Origin of the sequence: Labilithrix luteola (assembly GCF_001263205.1) — a bacterium.
Lineage (GTDB): Bacteria > Myxococcota_A > Polyangia > Polyangiales > Polyangiaceae > Labilithrix > Labilithrix luteola.
In genome coordinates this window covers 295,057-316,460 of sequence record NZ_CP012333.1, presented here as the reverse complement: position 1 = coordinate 316,460, position 21,404 = coordinate 295,057, and the positions used below count along the sequence as shown (strand labels likewise).

The 21,404-nt window shown below is 65.6% G+C and carries 18 protein-coding genes; 10 read left to right on the top strand and 8 right to left on the bottom strand.

Annotated elements, in window-relative coordinates:
• Positions 1 to 148: 148 nt before the first annotated feature.
• The 4 genes from AKJ09_RS01535 to AKJ09_RS01520 all read right to left on the bottom strand — a co-directional run bounded on the left by AKJ09_RS01535 (position 149) and on the right by AKJ09_RS01520 (position 4,975).
• Positions 149 to 2,647, bottom strand: coding sequence for a YbcC family protein (locus AKJ09_RS01535; protein ID WP_169927164.1), 2,499 nt, complete (start codon positions 2,645 to 2,647; stop codon positions 149 to 151).
• Positions 2,647 to 4,257 carry an NADH-quinone oxidoreductase subunit L gene (locus AKJ09_RS01530; protein ID WP_146645390.1) on the bottom strand — a complete coding sequence of 537 codons (1,611 nt, stop codon included), beginning with the start codon at positions 4,255 to 4,257 and terminating at the stop codon, positions 2,647 to 2,649. Before AKJ09_RS01530 ends, AKJ09_RS01535 begins: the two co-directional genes overlap by 1 nt.
• A gap of 265 nt (positions 4,258 to 4,522) precedes the next feature.
• Positions 4,523 to 4,762, bottom strand: coding sequence for a hypothetical protein (locus AKJ09_RS01525; RefSeq protein WP_146645389.1), 240 nt, complete (start codon positions 4,760 to 4,762; stop codon positions 4,523 to 4,525).
• A gap of 9 nt (positions 4,763 to 4,771) precedes the next feature.
• Positions 4,772 to 4,975, bottom strand: coding sequence for a hypothetical protein (locus AKJ09_RS01520; protein ID WP_146645388.1), 204 nt, complete (start codon positions 4,973 to 4,975; stop codon positions 4,772 to 4,774).
• A gap of 275 nt (positions 4,976 to 5,250) precedes the next feature.
• On the opposite strand from AKJ09_RS01520, the gene AKJ09_RS01515 reads away from it, so the two are divergent.
• Positions 5,251 to 6,414, top strand: coding sequence for a ComEC/Rec2 family competence protein (locus tag AKJ09_RS01515; protein ID WP_146645387.1), 1,164 nt, complete (start codon positions 5,251 to 5,253; stop codon positions 6,412 to 6,414).
• A gap of 150 nt (positions 6,415 to 6,564) precedes the next feature.
• Positions 6,565 to 7,197, top strand: a complete 633-nt coding sequence (locus AKJ09_RS01510; RefSeq protein ID WP_146645386.1) for a hypothetical protein — start codon at positions 6,565 to 6,567, stop codon at positions 7,195 to 7,197.
• Between the two features lie 4 nt (positions 7,198 to 7,201).
• On the opposite strand, the gene AKJ09_RS01505 is transcribed toward AKJ09_RS01510, so the two are convergent.
• On the bottom strand, positions 7,202 to 10,543 hold the full coding sequence (locus tag AKJ09_RS01505) for a DUF4132 domain-containing protein (protein WP_146645385.1): 3,342 nt from the start codon (positions 10,541 to 10,543) through the stop codon (positions 7,202 to 7,204).
• A 75-nt stretch (positions 10,544 to 10,618) separates the two neighbouring features.
• Positions 10,619 to 11,119, bottom strand: a complete 501-nt coding sequence (locus tag AKJ09_RS01500) for a hypothetical protein (protein ID WP_146645384.1) — start codon at positions 11,117 to 11,119, stop codon at positions 10,619 to 10,621.
• Positions 11,120 to 11,913: 794 nt separating this feature from the next.
• On the opposite strand from AKJ09_RS01500, the gene AKJ09_RS01495 reads away from it, so the two are divergent.
• Genes AKJ09_RS01495 through AKJ09_RS01465 form a run of 7 tightly spaced genes read left to right on the top strand, consistent with a single transcriptional unit; the run spans position 11,914 to position 18,501 of the window.
• Entirely contained in the window at positions 11,914 to 12,465 is a 552-nt protein-coding gene (locus AKJ09_RS01495) for a hypothetical protein (RefSeq protein ID WP_146645383.1), read from the top strand.
• Positions 12,466 to 12,475: 10 nt separating this feature from the next.
• Positions 12,476 to 13,132, top strand: a complete 657-nt coding sequence (locus AKJ09_RS01490; RefSeq protein ID WP_146645382.1) for an RNA polymerase sigma factor — start codon at positions 12,476 to 12,478, stop codon at positions 13,130 to 13,132.
• Positions 13,129 to 13,833 carry a hypothetical protein gene (locus AKJ09_RS01485; RefSeq protein ID WP_146645381.1) on the top strand — a complete coding sequence of 235 codons (705 nt, stop codon included), beginning with the start codon at positions 13,129 to 13,131 and terminating at the stop codon, positions 13,831 to 13,833. Before AKJ09_RS01490 ends, AKJ09_RS01485 begins: the two co-directional genes overlap by 4 nt.
• Complete coding sequence (locus tag AKJ09_RS01480; RefSeq protein ID WP_146645380.1) at positions 13,830 to 15,008, top strand: hypothetical protein; 1,179 nt, start codon at positions 13,830 to 13,832, stop codon at positions 15,006 to 15,008. The genes AKJ09_RS01485 and AKJ09_RS01480 overlap by 4 nt, the downstream gene beginning before the upstream one ends.
• Positions 15,008 to 16,177 (top strand): YCF48-related protein, encoded by a 1,170-nt coding sequence (locus tag AKJ09_RS01475; RefSeq protein ID WP_146645379.1) that lies wholly within the window; start codon positions 15,008 to 15,010, stop codon positions 16,175 to 16,177. The genes AKJ09_RS01480 and AKJ09_RS01475 overlap by 1 nt, the downstream gene beginning before the upstream one ends.
• Positions 16,174 to 17,586, top strand: a complete 1,413-nt coding sequence (locus AKJ09_RS52565) for an RCC1 domain-containing protein (protein WP_169927162.1) — start codon at positions 16,174 to 16,176, stop codon at positions 17,584 to 17,586. The genes AKJ09_RS01475 and AKJ09_RS52565 overlap by 4 nt, the downstream gene beginning before the upstream one ends.
• Positions 17,587 to 17,598: 12 nt before the next feature.
• Positions 17,599 to 18,501, top strand: a complete 903-nt coding sequence (locus AKJ09_RS01465; protein WP_146645378.1) for an NHL repeat-containing protein — start codon at positions 17,599 to 17,601, stop codon at positions 18,499 to 18,501.
• Here AKJ09_RS01465 and AKJ09_RS01460 read toward each other — a convergent pair.
• Both AKJ09_RS01460 and AKJ09_RS01455 read right to left on the bottom strand, forming a co-directional pair.
• Positions 18,483 to 18,974, bottom strand: a complete 492-nt coding sequence (locus tag AKJ09_RS01460) for an HAD domain-containing protein (RefSeq protein ID WP_146645377.1) — start codon at positions 18,972 to 18,974, stop codon at positions 18,483 to 18,485. The two genes, AKJ09_RS01465 and AKJ09_RS01460, sit on opposite strands and share 19 nt — an antisense overlap.
• A 114-nt stretch (positions 18,975 to 19,088) precedes the next feature.
• Positions 19,089 to 20,711 (bottom strand): methyl-accepting chemotaxis protein, encoded by a 1,623-nt coding sequence (locus tag AKJ09_RS01455; RefSeq protein WP_146645376.1) that lies wholly within the window; start codon positions 20,709 to 20,711, stop codon positions 19,089 to 19,091.
• Between the two features lie 209 nt (positions 20,712 to 20,920).
• Between AKJ09_RS01455 and AKJ09_RS01450 the strand changes: the two genes are divergently transcribed.
• The gene (locus AKJ09_RS01450; protein ID WP_146645375.1) at positions 20,921 to 21,391 is read left to right on the top strand and encodes a chemotaxis protein CheW; all 471 of its coding nucleotides are present in this window, start codon (positions 20,921 to 20,923) and stop codon (positions 21,389 to 21,391) included.
• Positions 21,392 to 21,404 lie beyond the last annotated feature (13 nt).

Below are 21,404 nucleotides of genomic sequence, written 5' to 3'. Positions count from 1 at the left end.
AGCGTGTCGCGGCGCCAATGCAGACTCGCGCGCGATCGCGTGGTCGAGCCATCTCTGTCGGTCGTTGGCGCGACCGTGCCGACGTGGCTTGCGACTTGCGACGCTCGCCGCCTGAGCCGTTTGTTCGGGCGAGGCCGGCCCTACGACATCACGAGGCGACCGGCGTCCACCCCGTGTTCCTTCGCGCGAAGACGGCTCGCGTCTCGGTGTCGAGTTGGAACAGGTGGAGCCATTCGTTGTCGACGAGGGCGCCCACGTGGGGGTGCTTTTCGAGCAGGCGATCGATAGCCGAACGTGGCGCTTCGATGAAGACGCTCAGGCGTAGCGGCGGGTGAACCCAGCGCTCGCCGTCGTGGAGGGACTGAATCGACAGCCCGATACGAAGGTCACCGCCGTTGCCTTCGAACACGCCGAGGTGCCCGCCCACGACGTTGTGGAGCAACTTGTTGCCGCTGCCGTAGCGCATGTTGTCGACGGTCGACGCGTAGTACTGGAAGTTGATCCAGTGCGAGACGACCATCGGTCCCGTCATGAGCTGCTCGAGGACGGCGAAGTCGGCGTCTTCCTCGAAGCGGTACTCCTGGAGAAACCCGCGGCCTCCGAGGTCGAGATGCCGGCTACGCTCGCGAGGCGCAATGATGAAGGTCGCGTTGCCGGCGAGCCCCCACTCGGGGCGCACCTCGGCCCAGTTCTTGGTGCGCTCGATGACCGCCGCATGAAGTTCTGCGTCCGATAGGCTGCCGAGGCCGAGCTTGGGAGCTCGTTCGCGCCGTGCCGTCGTGCTTGCTCGCTCGAGCGTCGTGCGTAGCTCGGTGAGGTCGGGCCCGTGCGTGGGCAACGCGCTCTCTTCCTCGAACAGCGAGACGTCGTCGGTCGTGGTGTTGTGGAGAGCGGCTACGAAACGGGTGGTCGTCGGGATCTCGATGCCACGTGACGCGAGGCCGGCTCGAATGTCGGCGTCGTTGAGGAGCGCGGCGGCGGCCCGCGCGTTCACTTCGCCCGTTTGGCCGCAGCACGCGCCGCAATCGAGGCCCGCGGCGTAGGGATTGTTTCGCGTCGCGGCCCCGTGCCCGACGAGCAGAACGAGGCGCGCAAAACCGCGCGTGAGGCTCATCGCGCGCAGTACGCCTTCCGCGAGCTGGCAGCGCTCTTCGAAGGGCAGCGGCGTGCCATCCAGGCGGCTCGTGATGCGGGGCGTGCGCGCCGTGTCCTCGAGGGGCGTGAGGCCCGCGTGTTCGTGCTCGTCCACCTGTCGCGTCCACCAGCGACCGAAGGTCTCGCCGAAGAGCTTGCCCGCGAAGAACAGGCCCATCGCATCCACGAAGGCGAAGCTCGAAAGCGAGCTCTGTTTGAAGGCCTTCCACGCGTGGCTGGCCTGCAGGCGCGAGCGGCGCGTGTCTTCGAGGGACTTGGATACGACCGTGTCGGTGACGCGGTACTTCGGGGCCAAAAGGCCGGGGAGCTGCGGTCGCGCGCTATCGGCGGCGAGCGGTGCGTACTCGATGGGGATACCGAAGAAGCCGGCGCAGCTGAGCGTCTGGATGTTCGGGCTTTGCACCTCCAGAGCGCGCCGAAACACCTCCGACCGCACGTCGAGGCAGAAGACCGCCTGCACCGTAGGTCTCTCCGGACGTGTGACCCCGAAGCCCTCGGGCAGCTTCCGACTGACCTCGGACATCCACGCGATCTCGACCGCGCTTTGGAGGAACCAGTCGTCCGCGCGCGCCGAGTGCGCAACGCGATCGAACGTGGGCCAGCTGGCGACGGCGTGACCCCACTCCACGCGGAGCTCTTCGCCACCCGCGCGGAAAACGATCCACTCCCACGCGGCACGGATCGCGAGCAGCTCGTAGATGGTGTCGTCGTCCTTCGCGGCGAGCCGCGCCATCCAGCGGCGATAGGCGCACCACGACGCCCAGCCGTTGATGTCGAGGAGAAGCGCCGAGAGATAAGCCTCGCGCTCGTTCGCGGGAACGCCGAGGTCCGACGAAGCGACTGCAAGCATCTCGTCTGCCGTGTTCGGTAGCGACCGGACCGTCGAGCGATAGTCGCTCAGCCCCATGAAGAGGGAAGGGCCCCAATCGCCTTGAGCCTGCTCTCGCCAGCTCGCGTAGAGGCCGCCCTCCCTGACCGGACGTACCTGCGCTTGTCCGTCGTCGAAGTAGGACGCGCAGAAGCGACTGATTCGCTCCACCACATAGTCGCGCCACGACACTTCGAGTTCGCGCCGACATCGGGTTTCCATGACGTCGACGACGAGCGGACGCCGAGGGGCTTTCGGCTCGTCGATCCGCAGAAGGCCGCTCAAGTGCTCTTCGGTGATGGCGGCTCCACTTTGCGCGATCGCCTCGCGAAGATGCTCGGGGCGAAGTCGTCCTGCACGCCACTCTTGCGCGTACCAGGCGCGCGGCATCAGCATGCGGGCGCCCGAAAGCGCCGCGAGCTCACCGGCAACCTGAGTGACCGGCTTGTCGGTACGCGCCCAGAAGGGATTCACCGCGGCAAAGCGATCGAGCGGCCAGCTCGGAGCGATGCGCGAACAGGCACGCTCCGCGGCTTCTTTCAGCGTGATCGACTCGCGCGAGTCGGAGCGAGGCGCGATGTCCGGCAGCGCCTCTTCGACGCGAGCTCGGTTGCCGTTCAGCATCACCGGACCTCCGGATGCATCTCGGCGCTCGAGCGTCGCGATACGGCAGGCAGTCGTTCGAGCTGCGGCGGCCACAGGCGGAACGACATCCGCGTGAACCATTCATCGAGGTAGAGGCCACCGCGGAGGTGGGGGTGGAGGAAGCGCGCGACTCGCCCAGTCGGATTCGTCTGGAGAATCGTCTGAGCGATGAAGAGCACGACGAGCCCCACGACGACGAACGTCCACCCGAACGTCGACGAGGCTCCTAGGTCGACGGGGGGCATGATCTCCTCGAAGATGGCGTGCAGCGCGAAGTAGGCAGCCGTGGCTCCCACGGTGAAGAGGGCAGCCTGCTTGAACGCGCGCCGTCCGGAGGCAAGCGCTTTGGCGATCATCGGAACGAAACTCAAGCCCAGCGCGAGCGCGAGCGGGCCGAGCGAGGCCGACGCGTGCAGCGGGCTCATGACGAACGCCGCGCAGAGTGGTGCCGCGCCGAGGCACAGGATGGCAGCGCCGGCCGCCACGTACACCAGCGATGGCTTCACGGGTTTGACGAGCGACGCACCCCGCCACGTCTCGACGGCGCCGCCCGAACTCAAAAACGAGTGCGCCTTGTAAAGCGAGTGCGTGAGGAGGTGGAGCAGTGCCAAGTGCCACACGCCAAGGCCGCATTGCACGAGCATGAAGCCCATCTGCGCGATCGTGGACCACGCGAGGACCAGCTTGATGCTCACGCGCGTGGTCATCACGAGTGACCCGACGATGGCCGTGAGCAGGCCCACGACGACGAGCACGGCCTGCGCGATCGTGGCGTATGCCATGAGCGGCGCGAGCCTGATCATCACGAAGCCGCCGATGTTCACGATGCCCGCGTGAAGGAGCGCAGACACCGGCGTCGGTGCCTCCATCACTTGCTGCATCCAGCCGTGGAAAGGCAGCTGCGCGGTCTTGAGGAGGACACCGAACACGAGCAGCAAGGTCGCGAGATGGAGGGTGGGGGAGAGCGCTCCGTGCTCGCGTGCGTAGTCGTTCACCACGTCGATGTGCAGCGATCCCACTCCGTGCTGCACGAGCACGAGCGACGCGAAGAAGGCGATGTCCGCGATGCGGCTGAGCAGGAACTTCTTGTGAGCGACGATGATGGCCTGGCGCCGCGTTCGATAGAACGTGAGCAGCTGGTGCAGGCCGATGCCCGCCCCGAGCCAGGCCGCAATGAGCAGCCCCAGGTGGTTCGAGATCACGAGCACAGTGACCGACGCGAGCGTCAGCAAGAGTGAGCGCGCGTAGCGCACGAGCCCGCCCTCAGCGGCGAGATACGTGCGCGAGTAGCGGACCACGACGACCGCGAGCGCACAGACCAGAAGGAGCATGGCGCTCGAGACGAAGCCGAGCTGTACCAGGCCGCGCATCGTCGACCCGATGCTCGTCGCGGCAGTGCCGTCGTCCACGATGGGGACGAGAGCACGGAGACCGACCGCCAAGACGGAGAGCCCGACGGTCAGAAGTGTCGTGAGCGACGCCGCGCCGAAGGGAGAGCGCCTGGAGACGAAGAGCGCACTCAGAACGAGGCTCGAGGGGATGAGACACGCGACGACCAGCGACGCCTGCAAGAGATAGTAGGCGACCATGTGTCACGTTCTCCCGCCGGCACCCCTTGGGAATCCGACCATTTGCACGGATTGTCGGTCGTTGTGTGTCAACAGGATGCCCTTCGCGGCTTCGCCTGCGAGAGCTCGGTCAACGCGATGGTTCCTCGCCATGGCTCCTCCATAATAGAGGTTTCCGAAGCTCCATCCGGAACGATTCCGCAAACGTACCGCCGACGGTGATTTTCGTGCGACAGGCATTGACACGGCGACGACGTGTTGCCCGGGTTCGGTGACGTCCCGTCGTTCAGTCCTTCGGCTCGGACGGCTCACTCGCATCGCTCGCCGGCACTTCGGTCGTTGTGGGCGCTGCCGTCTTCGTCTCCTTCGCGGCGTCTCGCATCGCACGGAGCTTGCGCTCTTCGAGGTCGCGCTTGTGCTTCGCGATCTGACGGGCTTTGAATGCCCGCGCCTGCGCGGACGTCGCCGCGTTGTTGATCTGCGTGCGTGTGTTGTGCAGGTTCGCGCGGACCGATCCCTTGGCCATGGGGGGAGCTTAGTCCGCAACGCTCCCCAGGCGAAGCGCGCTTGCCCAGAGGGGCTCTCCACCACCGACATCGCGAGGGCCCTCAGCGGCGGGGCTCTCGACGGCCGGGCTCGAGAGGCTCGTTCCCGTCGCTCGTGCACGACTCGTGAGATGGTGGACGCGCTGCTCGACGAACTCTCCATCGCGAAGGTCGACGAGCTCGCAGGTGGCCATTCCACCTCGATGACACGTTCAGCGTCGGCGCCTGACGCATCGAGTGCCACGCGTGCTCGTGAGACTCATGATTGACGTTCTGCACGCCACGGAAGGCGTTGACAGAAGTCCATAGCCTGTCAATGTTGCCTTCCTGCCTCGGAGTCGTCGCGCGATCGTCGTGACTGGACTCGTGAGTGTCGCAATTTTGCAATTTCGCAATTGCGCTTTCGTTTGCAAAGCGTGAGTCGACGATACAGGGAAATATCTTCGATTTCTTCGAATAGGAGTGACCGATGCGCGTCGGCGCGAGCGTTGTTGCATTGTGTTTGTCCGCCGTCGTGCTGGTCTGCTGTCACGATCGGAACAACGAAGCGTTGCGCAGCCATCGTTCGGCCGCAGCCGGCGATGCTGGAGCGGAAGTCGGATGTTCGGTCGACGACGACTGCCAGGGCGAGCTGGGACCATGCAAGACGTGGTCGTGCAATCCCAATACGAAGTCCTGCCAAATGGTGAGTATGGGTGAGAGTTGCGACGTTTGCGGCTCGGGCGCCGAGCTGCGCGTCCACTTCTACGACGTGGCGCAAGCGCTCGCAGCGCTCGTCGATCTTCCCGACGGACGGAGGATTCTCGTCGATACCGCCGACAGTCCTGATCGTGACTATTGCGGCACGGCGTGTTCTCGCGCCCATGCCCATCTGATGGATCAGCTCACGCGCGATCTGGGTGCCGATCCAATCGATCTCGTGTGGATTACGCATCCGCACTCGGACCATATCGGTGGAGCAAAAGACGTTCTTGCCCAATTCCGCGTGCGTCACTACGTCGATAATGGGCGCGACGCCGATGATGCAGAGATCGGCGCGGTCCACGACGAGGCAACCTCACGAGGAGTGCCGCTCTCCGTCGTCGAACCTGGTCACCAGGAGCTGGCTCTCGAGGGCGCCGGAGATCTGAAGATCACGGCCATTGCTCCATCGTCATGGCTGCCGAGCTGCAAGACGGATCGGAACGCTTGTTCGATCCTTCTGCGAATCGACTACTGCCAATCGTCGATCCTCTTCACGGGAGACGCGGAGATCGCAGAGGAGGAGCTCGTCGACCCTCGCGGGCCGGCCACTCTCCTTCAGGTCGGCCACCACGGAAGCAACACCTCGTCGGGTGCAGCTTTCCTCGAACGGGTCCAACCCAAGTACGCCGTCATCTCCGCCGGCCGACCGGGCGAGGGAATCAACAACTCGTATTGCCATCCTCGAGCCGAAACCGTGCGCGCGCTCACCGATGCGCTCGGAGGCTCGGGCGCTCGCACGCTCCGAGCCTTCGACTCCTCGTTCAGCTGTCACGACGAGCCACCCGAGAGCTGGTCGGACGTGCCGGCAAGCGATCGCCTCTGGGCCACCGAGCGTGACGGCGACGTCGTGCTGGCCACCACGGGAGACGGCGTTTTCAAGAAGCGCTGAGCGTTCTGCGGCGACCACTTCGACCCCTCGGAAGCTCCGTCGTGAGGGCGAGCCCTGCCGCGTCTCATTCGCGGCGAACCGGCCCATCTCGTCACCGCGCTGCCTGATTACGGGGCGCCCGCCGCACAGTACAAGCTGGAGGGCTCGCGTATGGATGGTCGGTTCTTGCTCTGCGCCTCGATTTTGGCCGGTGTTGTCGCAGCCGCGTGTGGTGGCTCGGAGACGACGACCGGAGGCTCGTCGCCGCCGACGTCGCCCAGTTCGGACGCCGCCGGCGGAGGCGGTGACCCGGGCGACCCCGGCGATCCGGCGACCTCCGACGGGGGCTCGACGACAGATCCCGATCCCGGCGGCATCTACGACACCCCCGTCGCCTGCACGAGCAACACCACGTGGAAGAGCGGCGACCACGGCTCGCAGCTGATGCATCCGGGGCGGGCATGCATCACCTGTCACAAGACACAGCGCAACGCACCGTCGTTCTCGATCGCCGGGACGGTCTTTCCGTCGGCACACGAGCCGGACGACTGCAACGGCACGAACGGGACCAAGCCCGCGGTCACGGTCACGATCACCGACGCGAACGGCAAGACGTACGACTTGCAGGTCAATGGCGTTGGAAATTTCTATTCGCAGGCGAGCATCGCCACGCCGTTTCACGCCAAGGTCACCTCGAACGGACAGACGCGTGAGATGACGGCCGCGCAGACCTCGGGGGACTGCAATTCGTGTCACACCGAAGCTGGCGCCAACGGTGCTCCCGGTCGAATCATGGCGCCCTGAGGGATCATTCCGCTCGAAGCGCTTCGATGTCTCGCACGAGCTCGGAGAAGCCGACGCTGTCGAGCTCGCCGAACGCCGTGGCGCTTCCGTCGCGAGTCGTGATCGACGGTGCGCCCGTCGTCGACTCGACATCCAAGTGATCCATCTCGATCGCCGGACTGACCGGGACGTGCAGCGTCACGGGCGCGCCCTTTTCGGTGTGGGCTTCGCGGACGAAGGCGCCGACGAAGCCGGCCGAATCGCGGCGGAAACCGCGTGATTCGAGGACGCCGAGGACCTTCTTCGCAGGCGCGCGAATGCCCGCGAGACGCGTGAGCTCGCCCGCAGAGCGCTCGCGAGGCTCGGCGCGATGGACCGCGCGCCCGAGCTGCTCGAAGGGTTGGATGATCTCGTAGTCGCCGAAGATGCGAGGCCAGGCCTCGAGCAACTCGGGATCGCGCGCGGGATGGGCGAGACGAACCTCCGCCTCCTTGGGCAGGTCGAACGAGCGATCGCCCTCGTCGGCGAACGTCCGGTCTTCGGCGACTCGAAAGGTGCGTCGCGTGGCCTTCTTGCCCGCGGTGGTCGCAAGCCATACGAGCCGCCGCGCGAGATGCACCAAGAGCGGGTGTTCGACGATGTGTGTTCGGAAGTCAGCGGCCGACCACGCACGTCCGGACGTCATCGCGCGCTCGAGTCTGCGCCGCTGCCGATCGGCGACGGCATCGAGATCTGCCTTCAGCATGTCGAATCGCGCTCGCGCGGTCTTCGCCGCTTCGGCGTCGTCCGCTTTCGTCGGACGCGGCAGCGTCTTCGCCGTGTCCCGTTCGCCGCCGTCGCCCACCGCGGTCACGACGGGGTTGAGCAGCTCGTCGAGGCTCACCACGAAGCGACGCGCCCCGTAGGAGAGCCGCAGTGAGCCATCGGCATCGAGTCCCACGTCGGGCACGGTTCGATCGGCGAGCTCGTCGACCGAGAGCCCGCGCGCCGCTGCCGCCTCGACGAGCATCTCGCCCGTCTGGTTGCGAAGCGCGTCGAACCGCGTGGTCTCTGCGATGTGCGCGAGGTGGAGCAGCGCCGTATCCGACGCAAGTGCAGCCAGCGCGGTGCACGCTCGAAGCGCCTTCGCCTGATTCTTCCGAGCCCATTCACGCGCCAGCGTCGCGATTCGGCGCGTGGCGGCGTCCGACGGGAAGTGGACGGCGGAGAAGAGCATCCACTCGTGCCGACCGGGGGCATCCCCGAGCACCCACTGCTCGACGAGCTCGAGGGCGAGCGTCCCGAGAGAAGCTTCGTCGCATGCCCGTCGCACGACGTCGAGTCCGGCATAGGGCGGATCGAGCGGCGACACCTGGAGCATTTCTACCAGCGCGCCGCGCGCGGCCTCGTCGAGGACGCCGCCCTCTCTCAGCACGACCGCGGAGAGCTCGGAGGCGCGTAGAAACGCAGGTGGCTTCGGCGCCGAGACGGAGATCGCCAGAGGATCTCGTGCGAGCAGGGCATCGATGATCGTGGCGGGCGCCTTCCCATAGCGCTTGGCGACCTCGCGCACGACCTCGGCATGACCGTGATGCGCGAGGTAGAGCAGCGCGGCCTCGGCTTCCTCGCGTGCTTCACCCTTCGGACCGACTGCGGCGGGGATTAGGCCAAATGCCGAAATGCGTGCGTTCTGCACGAGCCATGCGTGGGCCTTGGCCCGGTACCGCTTTCGACGCGCCGCGACGCGCGCGAAGTAGGGGGCGCTTCGCGGGGACACGAGCGCCATGAGCGCCTCGAAGTAGTGGATGCCATCATCCCAGTCGCCGAGCCACTTGATCCAATCGCGCTTCGAGAATCCTTCGATGATCGCGAAACCGTGCTCGCGCACGAGCTCCTGCGCCGTTCCGCGAAGCAAGGCCCCCGCATTGAATGCCCAGATGCAGTCCTCTGCAGGGACACGAAGATGCTCGTACTGTTTTCCCCTTCGATGGAGGGCGTAATCGGCAAAGGCGACCTGCTTCTTGGCGAGCTCCTCTGTCGTCTCCTTCTTCCAGGCCACGTGCTCGGCCTTCGTCATCGCGCGTACAGGTCGCGGATGAGGCGGCAAGGTCACCGAGCGATCGACGCGCTCTTCCTCGAGGCCGAGAAGCGGGCCAATCTCGGCAAGCTCGTCGCCGGACGATGCTGCCTCGTTCTTTTTCGCGCGCCACGATCGATCGCGGAGGATGGAGGGTGCCTTTCCGACGGGACCGACGCGACCCGAGGCGGCGGCGGCGCCTTTCGTCCTCTCGACGACGCGGCCGATGGCGGCGGAGCCTTTCGTGGTCGGAGCGACGCCGCTCGCGAGCTGGGGCGCATCACGAAACAGTCCGAGCACGATGGGGGCGACCACGGGGTTCGATGCCAGCGGGGCGAGAACGGCGGCGGCCTCTTTCGTTCGATAGCAGGCGAGAACCTCCGCAACGCGGCGCGGAGGAGTCTTGAGAAGCGGCCCGTACTTCGGTTTCTGGAGCAACGCCGGGAGGGCCTCGGCGCAAAGCGCGATCATGTCCGCGTCGGGCAGGACGTGCGCGAGATCGACGCAATATCCACTCACCGTGCCTACACCCGAACGTTGGAGCTCCTCGCGAATGACCTGCACGTCGTTCGCCGCAAAGAGGAGGGGCTGAAATGAGAAATACGAACGTTTGGCTCCCGGTCCGTTGGGAGGCACGGCGTGCGACGCCGCGAGATCCTCGTTACCCCAAGCTTCGTCCGGAAACGCGAATGCGAAATGCGCTCGTCGATCGAGGTCGAGGTTCTTCCGCTCGCTCTGGGCCAGCTTCACGAGCTTCGCGTACGTCTCCTCATCGGCCCCGCACACGGCATGGCGAAGGGGGTCCCATCGGTCCAATCGGAAGGCGCGGCTATCCGTGGGGTGGCCCGACACGACCCAGATCGCCGTGGTCCACCCACCGTCACCCGCCGTTGGGACGTAGAACGTCGTCCGCAGCGCAACGCGAAGGGCGCGCTCGACTCCGCATAGCGCCGCGACCGGTGCAAGAAGGCCGAGCCGCCGGTCGACGCACGCCACCATGTGCTCGGCGACCGCAAGCACGTCGGGATCGGCCGTTCGCACCGCGTCCACGGACAGATCGAGCAAGAGCGCGTGGGCTGCCTTTCGCGTCGCGTCCAGCGCCGGCTCCTGCGTGGTCGAAATGCCCTTTTCGAAGATCGTCGCGTACGATTGGTTCTCGTAATAGTGCGTCTTCGCGCGATAGGCGCCGGCCACCTTCACGAGCATCCGTTTCGCCGCGGCCTCCGACATGGGCTGCGCCGAGCCCTGGATCGCCCGCCGAGCCAGTACGTCCTTCTTCAACGCCTCGGTAGCAACGAACGAACTTTGCACGGCCCCAGACTACTGCGGCGACCACATGCACGGACCGTGAATTTCGCGGCCGGATCGTGTTCACGACAAGTGAGCTCAACGAGTGTCGTCGCGGCGCGTGGTGACGAGAGGAAGCGCGCCGATCTCGTCTTGGCGATCGGGAAGCGCGACGACGCCGCGTGCTTCGCAGGATTCGAGCATCTCGTTTGCCGTCGTCTCGTCTACCCAATCGAGGTGCGCGTGCAGATCGCCGAGGATCGCGAAGACCTCCTCGTACAACCAATAGCTCGCGCCCGCGCGGACAGTCAGAAGCAAGGGGCCGGTGTCGTCGTCCTCCGACGTGATCTGGTGCTCGCCCGGCGTGGCCAGATAACAGAAGTAGGTGGCGCCGCGTGTGGCGCCGACGAAGCGACCGTTGTCTCGAATCTCCATCGTGACCGAAGCCGCGGTCGAATCGGGGCGCAGCACGCAAATCCGTGCGGCGCCCGTCGGGACCGCTCTCAGCTCGACGGGGGAGGAACCGTGCGCGTCGTGCGTTTGCAGCGGAAGGCAACCCGCGGCGAGGGCCGCACACGCGAACGCGAGCATACTGCGCATGGGGCATCAGATAAGCCGTCTGCTTCGATGCGGAAGGGGCCTGCCGTGTCCACGCTTCTTTGTCCCACGACGATGAGCCGTCGCTTCGCACCGAGCAGAATCGATTCGTCACGAATGCAAACGAACGCAAACGAATGCGAACGAATGCGAACGAATCACGGCATGCCGCGTCGCAGCGTCAGGCCCGCACCCGCACCCGCGCCCGGCGCGCAAGCTCAGCCAAGGTCTGCGCGGACTGCACGCGTTGGCGAGGCCGTCCGCTGTAGACTGCGCGGGTTGAGCGACGTCGCGGGCGACCAACGGAGCAGCGAAGAGAGGAGGCCGAGGTCCGCGTCGATGCGTGCGGCTCTTTTCGGGGGCGTTACGTTCGCTGCGACCGCGTGTGTCGTGGGGCGCGCGCAGGCGAGGGAGCCCGTCCCCGTGCTCGCCCTGGATTGGAGCGCGCCTGCGGAGTGTCCCGACCGAGAGCACGTCGAGGCTCGTGTGGCCCAGCTCATCGGGCGCAGCAGTGGTGATCGAACGCTCCAAGCTCGCGCCACGATGACTCGCTCGAGCACGGGCCCTCGCTATCGGCTGGCTCTGCGCGTGGACACGACGAGCACGGTGTCGGACGAGCGGACGATGGCGGGAGCAGACTGCGCGCGTCTTGCCGAAGCGGCGGCTCTCGTCATCGCGCTCGACATCGAGCAGGAAGGGGCGCCTCACCTCGTCGAAGAGCCGGAGGCCCGCGCGCCGATGGTACCCGAGACGCGGGAGGTAGCCCCTCCCCCGAGCCCACATGGTCTCGCGTCGAGATGGCGTCAGCGCCTGCGGGGGCTCCTCGAAGCGGTGCATGGTTCGATGTCCGCGTTGGAGCGCGCCTCGCCCTCGACCACGGAAGCTTGCCGACGACGACCCTCGGGGCGGGCGCGCTCGTCGAGCTCGAGCGTGACCCCTGGATCCTTGCTCTGGCGGCGACCACCTACCGCCGGCAGTTCGTGGGTGGCCCCCGAGACCGTATCGGAGGTGCCTATGTGGATCTCTCCACGTTCGAAGTCGACGCGTGCTGGCAGCGAGCGATCGCCACCCACGGCCTTCGCGCGTGTCTTGGCGTCGAGCTCGGCAGTGAAGGCACGCGCGGAGTCGGCATCGAGCGGTCGGATACCACCTCGGCGTTCTGGGGCGCGGCCAACGTCGGTCTTCAAGCGCGGCCATGGCAGGATCGGGGCATCGCCCCGATGGCCGGCGTCGTCGTCGGACACGCGTTTGCTGCGCCGGATGTGGTGATTCAGGGCTTCGGTACCCTGTTCGAAGCGCCGTTTCTGTTCGTTCGCCTCCAGCTCGGTCTGGAGATTCGACTCTTTTGACTAGGGCGTGATGATTCCTCGTGGAGGGCCCACTAACCCCTCCGTGCACGCGCCGCATTTTGCACATGGGTCTGCGGAGCTCGCACGGCCCGGCGACCTGACGGGACAAACGTCGAATGACGCGGCGTCCCTTTCGGGAACGAGGTCGACGATCACCTTCAGCGAGGTCTACACGCAGTACTACCGATTCGTCTGGCGCGTCCTACGAGCCTTCGGTGTGCCGCCCACCATCGTCGAGGACGTCGCGCAAGACGTCTTCGTCGTCGTCCATCGCCGTCTTCCGGAGTTCGAAGGCCGAAGCGACGTCCGAACGTGGCTCTTCCGAATCGCGAAATGGGTCGTGACCGACGAGCGACGCCGGCGTCGCGCCAAGCCTGCCCATGAACCGCTCGACGACGCTGCGGTCGCCGACGCGAGACCGGGCCCGTTCGAGATGGCTGCGCGCAGCGAGGCCGTCCGAACTCTGGAACGAATCCTGGGTCGCATGGACGAGGAGAAGCGAATCGTCTTCGTCCTCATGGATCTCGAAGAGATGAAAGCACTCGAAGTTGCGGACCTCCTCGCGACCAACGTCAACACCGTCTACTCGCGATTGCGTCTCGCTCGCGAACAGTTTCGCCGTTTGTACGACGCGAGCCTCGATTCTCAAGAAAGGAAGGAACCGTGAGCGAGCTCTCGCCCGACGAACGAAAATTCCTCGACGCGGTACGACCCGAGTGGGGGCCGCGCGGACCGTTCACGCCTCCGTCGTCGTCGGACATGCGCGAGAGGCTCCTCGAGAAGCCTTGGCTCGCACGTTCCGGGGCGACGTCGACCACCGCACGCATCGTCCTCGCGTTGTCGGCTCTCGGCGTTTGCTCCGTTGCCGTCGTCCTTTCACCGAAGCTCGTGTCACGCCGCGGTGCGGAGGAGGTGAACGTGACCTCCCTGCCGGCTCCTACCGCTCACGCTCCTGAAACTCCGCCGATGGCGGCGGTCACCATCGACTCGCTTCCGGACGCGCCGACGAACGACCAATCACTTCCGAGCGAGAAGGCCATGAGGGCGAAGGTTGCACCCGTCCGTGCTGCCGTATCGTCGACCCGTCCGAACGATGAAGTCGACCCGCTCGCCTTCGAACTTCGGCTCGTTCGTAGCGCGCAAGGAGCGCTCCGCGCAGATGACCCGGGACGCGCGCTTGGATTTCTCGAAACACACGCCTCGCACTTTCCCAGCGGAACCCTACGCGACGAGAGAATGACACTCCAAGTGCTCGCACGCTGCGCACTCGGCGAAGTCTCTACCGCGCGCGCCATCAAATCCGAGCTCGAGCGATTGTCTCCAGGCTCGTCCCACCTCCAACGCCTCTCCAACTCGTGCGCACGATGAAACAGCGGAAGATCATCGTCGCGGCTGTCTCTGCAGTCGCGTTCCCACTCGTGGTCCTCTCGGCTTGCGCCGATTCCATCAGCGCTGGCTACGACCCGCCTCCGGCGCCGGGCCCGACGTTCGTATCCCCTGACGCGGCGGACGAGGCGATCGTTTCGCCACCCGCCGAAATCGCGATGTGCAACTCGTACGAGTGCCCGGCTCCGCACGCGACGTGCACGGACAAGCCCGGACTGTGCAACACGAATCTCGATACCGACGTTGCCAATTGTGGCGCATGCGGAACCCCGTGCGCCGCATCGGACGGTGAGCCGGTGCGCCACGCAACTCCCTCCTGCGCCAAGGGCGAGTGCCAGGTGACGTGCGATGCCGAATTCGGGAATTGTAACGGCGAATTCGAAGACGGTTGTGAAGCGTCGCTCGAATCCGATCCTGCGAACTGCGGCGCGTGTGGCAATGCCTGCAAAGACGGAGAGGTTTGCTGGCGATTCGTCTGCGGATGCCCTCCCGGGTACGCGCAGTGCGGGGACACGTGCGCGAAGCTCGACGAGGACGGCAAGAACTGCGGAGCATGCGGCAACGTCTGCGGTCTTCCGGACGCCGATGCCGGCGCCGGCGTGTGGCCGTGTGATGCGGGGGCCCTCCCACCGCACTTCGGTCCCGTCTGTCTGAGCTCCGCTTGCAAGATCGGTTGCACGGACGGCTACGGCGATTGCAATGCCGACCGTTGCGGCGACGGCTGCGAGACGAACCTCGCGAACGACGCGAACAATTGCGGGGCCTGCGGACACGCGTGTGCGCCGGGACAAGGTTGCGTCAAAGGCAAATGCGAGTGCGAAGATCCGAATTTTACGTTCTGCGGAGGGAGGTGCGTCGACACCTTGAGCCATCCCGACAATTGCGGATCGTGTGGACACGTGTGTCCTGGAGGGTCGTCCCTCGATTCGCATTCCGGATATCGGACCTGCGTTCAGGGGAGATGTTCGTTCGAATGCTCGGCGAGTCGTGCCGATTGCGACCTGCGCCTCGAAAACGGCTGCGAAGTCGACATTCTCGTCGACCCTAGGAATTGTGGTGGGTGCGGCGTCCGTTGTGACATCGACGGCGGACAACCGTGCATCGACGGGCATTGCCTCATGAAGCCGTGCGACGCCGACGGCGGGGTGGTGTTCTGATGCGCCGTCTTTCGTCACCGAATCTCGCATTCGTCGCGCTTCTCGGATTCGCTCCGACCGCGGGTCTGGCGAGCTGCGCGGAGAACGCGGCTCCTCCTTCCGAAGTGACGCCCGACATCGTGGAAGCCCCGGACTCGGGAGCCGTTCTGCCGAGCTCAGTGGACTGTCCGCCGGACGCGTTTTGCCCCATCGAGCTGCCGGAGGGGGCGCCTTTGACCCTGAACGGCATATGGGGCTCGGGGCCCAACGACGTCTGGATTGTAGGCTCTCCGAGCACCTCCATCCACTGGGATGGCAGCCACTTCGCTCGTGTGGCGGTGGACAAGCGCCGTTCGCTTCTCGGCGTGTGGGGCAGTGACAATGGCGACGTGTGGAGCTTCGGGACCAGCCAGACCCTGTGGCACACCCGAGGCGTCGAGGACGGATCGGCCGAATGGACGTCTTCTTCCGGGAAGACGGGCATCAATCCCCAAGGATATCCGACCCCGATCCTCGCGATGTGGGGCGCGAGCACGACCGACGTGTGGGCGGTCGGAGCGTCGCTTCGCGCGAGCAATGGCGTGACGCCCCTTCCGTCGGTGCTCCACTGTGACGGCTGGCGCGACGGCGAGCCGAATTGGACCGCCTCGCCGACGAGCGACGACGATTCACCGGTCGTCGAGCCAATCACGTTCAACGCCATCTGTGGAGCCGAAAGGTCGGGCGTCTGGATCGTCGGGGAAGGCGGAAAGACCCGCTACACCGAACGATGGCAGGCCGAAGCCACGCGATGGACACACGTGAACAGCAATTCGTCGAGAACGCTCTACGCCGCGTGGTGCAGTCCCGCCGGCGAAGTCTGGGCAGCCGGTGAAGGCGGGACCATACATCGTTTCGTGCGCGGCGACGGCGGTGACGCGTATTCCGAAAGCGCCTCCGCGACGCCCACCACCGTGTCCCTTCGCGCTCTCTGGGGAACTTCAGCGAACGACATCTGGGCGGTGGGCGACGAAGCAACCGTTCTTCACTGGGACGGCACGACGTGGACGCTCGCGAGCCCAGAGCTCTCGAGCTCCACGAAGGCCGATCTCTTCGCTGTGTGGGGCTCGGGCGAGGGTGACGTCTGGATTGCTGGACGAGACGTGCTCCTCAAAATGGGAAGCACCGGCGCGTCGAGGAAGATTCCATGAGATTCAGATTCACACTCGCCACCTTCGCGATTGCCACCGCGTCGACGCTCGTCCATTGCGCTTCGGAGAGTGAGGCTCCGAGCGCCGCCGACGACGCCGGTGGGGACGTCGTCCCGACGCCGCTCGATGCGGGCGCGGATTCCGACGCGGACGGAGACGCGACGGCCGACGTCGCCGACGCTGCCGCCCTCGACGACTTCGAAATCCCGGACGGCTCGGTCGATTGCAACGACCCCCGCTGCGCGACGGCCGTTGTCGGAAGCATGGGCATCAAATCCACGGCCGCGTTCTGTGCACTCCTTCGCGACAAAACCGTGCAGTGCTGGGGAACGAATCAATTGGATCGGCTCGGATACACCGTCGACGGTGGCGGGCCACTGCCGAGAAGCCCGTCACCTCATCGCGTTCCGAATCTCTCGAACGTCACCAGTCTGAGTATCGCGGGCGACAACACCTGTGCGACCGACGAGTCAGGCAAGGTCGTCTGCTGGGGAGCGTTGGACCTCGTCAAGTCGGGCCTCGAGGGCGATGGCGGTACGTCGACGGCGAAGTCCGCCCTTCCGACCGAGCTCGCTCTCGTGCCACCCGCCTCGGCCGTCGCCGTGGGAGGAAAAGGCACGGCCTGCGTCATGACGAAGGCGGGCAAGATCACGTGCTGGGGAAAGAGCAGTGACGAAGAGCTCGCTCGCAAGACGACCACCACGCCTTCTCCGCCGACGGAGATCCCCATCGACCGGACCGACCTGACGGCATGGCCTGGGCACGGTTCGATGTTCGCGACGACGAAGACGGGCGAGCTCTTCTCGTGGGGCGCAAGCGACTGCGCCAGCCCCTACAACTGCAAATACATGCTCGGTCGTGACTCTTCGGAGGCTCACGACGCCGTCCCGACGTTGGTTGCAGGGGGGTCGAAGGTGCGCGGCCTTGCTTCGTCGGCGAAGCACGTTTGCGCCGTCGTGGGACGAATCGTCGAATGCTGGGGAGGTAACGACCTCGGGCAACTCGGCCGTGGCTACGTTGGAACCATCTCGGAGCTTCCTGGGCCGACCATCCTCGCCTTCGCGGCCGCCGTCGACGACGCGGACGCCGGTGTGCCGGACCGCGTCGATGTTCCTCTCCAGGTGGTCGCCGACACGAGTCGGACGTGCGTCGTGATGGGGAGTGGACGAATCTTTTGCTGGGGCGCCATCGGGAGCGACCGTACCAAATGGGGGCAGCCCGCGAGGGTCGATGGACTCTCTGGTCCCGCGGTGGGCCTCGCGCTGGCCGTCACCACGTCGTGCGCGTTGCTCCGCACCGGCGCCGTGGAGTGCTGGGGAGGCAACATCTTCGGCGCTCTCGGTCGAGGAATCGACGACATCACGTTCACCGATCCGCAACCCGCGCCCGTCGTATTTCCAGAAGAGTAGACAGGAGACGTGATGGTCCGTCGTATTTCGAAGCGCTGGTCGCCGACGCTCTCGCTCGTCGCGCTCGCCTACTTTGCCATCCACTGTTCGTCGAATCGTGCCGAATTCGAAGCCCCCGCCGATGCCGGGCAATCGGGGAGTTTCATCGCTCCCGTCGAGGCCGGCGCCGACGCCAACGCCGATGCCGACGCCGAGGTGCAGCCTCCGGAGGACTGCGGCAGCGAAAACAAAGTCGTTTACGTCGTGTCGCCGAACCCGGATGCCATCTACCGATTCGATCCGGAGACACTCCAATTCACGCGTCTTGGCTATCTCGACTGCCTGCACGCCGGCTCTTTTTCGATGGCCGTCGATCGCAAGGGCTTCGCGTGGATCCTCTTCTCGGACGGAGCCATGGTCAAGGTGCGATTGGACAATCTACAATGTACCCAAATCGCATTGCGCAACAAGGATTCGCGCCTGGGACTCTTTGGTATGGGTTTCGCCAAGGACGACTCCATCACCGGCGAAACTCTCTATTTGCACAAGGGATATCTACTCAAAGTGGATCCCTCGACACTCGAGGTCACCTCGCTCGGGCAGCCCGTCCCGGCCGGCGGTGCGGAATTGACCGGCACCGGCGCCGGTGAGCTCTTCGGCTATTGGCCTTACAACGGCACCGTGTCACGCATCGACAAGGAAACGGGGGTGAACCTCGAGACCTATCGCACGTCTGCGGTAGACGCGAACGACTGGGCGTTTGCGCAATGGGGAGGTGATTTCTGGATCTTCTCACGTCTCGACCCGGCCCCCTCCGCCAAGGTGACGCGCTTCTCTCCGGCGAGCAACGAATCGACCGTCGTCGTCCCGGACGTCGGATTCCGCATCGTCGGCGCCGGCGTCTCGACGTGCGCGCCCTACCTGTCTCCGAAGTAGCACGGAGCCGGTGAGGCCAAGACGCTTTTGGCTGCAAGGAGATGAGCGTCGGTGAAGCCGGTTTCGAACGAGCTCAGGACGAGCCACGGCGTCAGATGCAGCATGTCGGACTGATCATCGAGAATGACCAGTCCCTCGATCGTCCAACCGCGCGTGGGCGGCACGGTGTCGAGCCACGACTGGATCTCCTGACCGCGACCTTGCTTGTGAGGAATGAGCGGCGAGACGTCGAGAACCGGCGTCGTCTCGAGTCCTTTGGCGCGGAGCATCTCCTCGAGCGTCGGACGATCGAACGACAGACGCCACGTGGAGGACACGACGATACCCGCCTGCGTTTCGGCGCACAGTCGCTCGACACGTCGAACGGCACTATCGGCGAGGAGATCCGGCCCGGGCGTCGTCGGCGCGGCAGAGCTCTCGACGTGGGCTCGCCAGTTCAGCACGCCGTCGAAGTCGAGAAAGACGATACGCATCGAGGACGTCCATCGTAGCCGCTTCGGAGAACATCACGTGGGGCGAATGCCTGGCTTCGCCCCGAAAGTGACGTTCGTACGCTTCTCGAGTGAACGGGCTGAGGAAGTTCTTCGTTAGAACTCTTCGGCTCCGTCGGTGCCCGTTGCTGCGAGCGGAGCGGGCTTCCGTTTCATCGGGGGGCGAAGCAGAGCGACGTTCGACGAGAGGAACTTCGGCTCGCGCTTCGCCCTCGGGGCGAGCCGCGGGACCCCGTGCGAAGCTGCCGTCGGGGGGCGGTGACCGAGTGATGTCGGAGGTACGGGGGCGAACGTCGCGGGCGGGGTGTCGGTACCGAGGCTGAAGCGCATCACGAGCGCCTGTAGCTGCGTTGCCTGTTCGGAGAGCTGTTCGGCGGTCGCACTCATCTCTTCGGTCTGAGAAGCATTCGCTTGGGTGACGTGGTCCATCTGCGTGATGGCCGTATTCACCTGCTCGACAGCTGCGTGCTGCTCGTGCGAGGCGGCTGCGATCTCGCTGATCATGTCCGTCACGCGCTGCACCGAGGAGACGATCTCTCGGAGCGTCGCGCCCGAATCGGTGACGTGCTTGGAGCCCGCCTCCACCTTGCCGACGGAGTCGACGATGAGTCCCTTGATCTGCTTTGCAGCACTGGCACTGCGTTGAGCGAGCGTACGCACCTCGGCGGCGACGACTGCAAAGCCTCGCCCCTGCTCCCCTGCGCGGGCAGCCTCCACGGCGGCGTTGAGCGCGAGAAGGTTGGTCTGGAACGCGATCTCGTCGATCGTCGTGATGATCTCGGCGATCTTCTTCGACGAGGTGGTGATCTCGGTCATCGCGCCCACGGCGGATTCGACCACACGCTCTCCTCGCTCGGCGACGTCTCGCGATGCGCTTGCGAGCTGGGCCGCGTGCTGCGCGTTCTCGGCGTTCTGCTTCACCGTCGCGGTGATCTCCTCCAGGCTCGCGGCCGTCTCCTCGAGGCTCGCCGCCTGCTCTTGTGCTCCGCTCGAGATACCCGTGGACGATCCCGAGAGTTGCTGCGACGCGCTGGCGACGCCGCTTGCCACCGCTTGGACGTCGTCGATTGCGCGAGCGATCGAGCGGCAGAACGCGAGGGCAACGATGCCCCCGAAGAGGAGGCCGGCGGCGATGACCGCGAATGCGATGTTGCGCGCATGGGTGTAGGCGACGTTGCTCTGGTCGTAGGCCTGCTTGCCGAGAGCGTCCTTGCTCGTCGCCAGCTCGTGCAGCAAGACCTCGATCTTGTCGCCGATCGGGCGGGCGCGCTGGAGCTTCTCGTGGGCAACCTGGTTGTCGTTGGCGAGGGCGTACTTCAGGACCTCACGAATGATCGCGAAGTATTCGGGATACAGCGTGCGGATCTCCGCGTATTTGGCCTTGCCCTCGGGCGTGATGAGCGTCTTCTCCGTGGCATCGAGTTGACGCCGGAGTTCCGCGTCGGCGGTCTCGACGGCGCGTGCGCTCGACTCCATGGCCGTGGCTTCGGTATCGATGATCGTCTGCCGTGCAGAGCGGCCGACGCGGATGAAGTTCGACTCCGCCGTCTGCATGTGTGCAAGGCCGACCATGTCGCGCTCGTAGAGCGTATTGAGCATGCCGTTGATGTCGTTCATGCCGCTGACACCGCACCATCCGACGATGACGGTGATCAGGCCCATGACCGTGAAGGCAACGAACAGCTTGGTCGTCGCCTTCTGATGTTGAAACCACTTCATCGCCGAATCCTCCGTCGACAGATCGATTTGCCTTCGATGCCGATGTGGAAGAAACGACCCGACCCTAGGAACCTGAAGGGGAGAAGGTCCGAGCGCCGACCGAGGCGTGGGGAAACCTGCGATCCCGATCGTCGCCCTTCAGCTGGTCGCCGGTTGGCCGTTCCATGAAGGCGAGGTCGAGAGAACCGACGCTCGCGTCCTGGAGGTCCATGAACGTCTCGTCGCACGCGTCCTCCGTCACGGCCGGCGCGCAATATCTCAGCTTCTCCCTCGCCAGTGAGCAGTACGCCGTGGAAATCCTCCGGGTGCAGGAGATCCGTGGCGTCTGCCCCATCACCGAATTGCCGCGTTCGGCGCCGAGTGTCCGCGGCGTCATGAATCTCCGCGGTGCCGTCGTTCCCGTGGTCGACATGCGATCAGCGCTCGGGCTACCGGACGAAGGCTACGGTCCGTTCACGGTCATCATCGTCCTCTCGGTCCGAGGGCAGACGGTTGGCTTCGTCGTCGACAGTGTGTCCGACGTGCTCTCGCTCGACGAGTCCGCCATCGAGCGCGCACCGGACCTTGGCGGACGCGTCGATGCGTCGCTCGTCAGTGGCATCGCTCGGACGCAGGATCGCTTCGTCGTCCTGCTCGACATCGATCGCGTCGCGGGCCTCGACGGTGAGCCACCGTATTGACGTCGACCGGCGG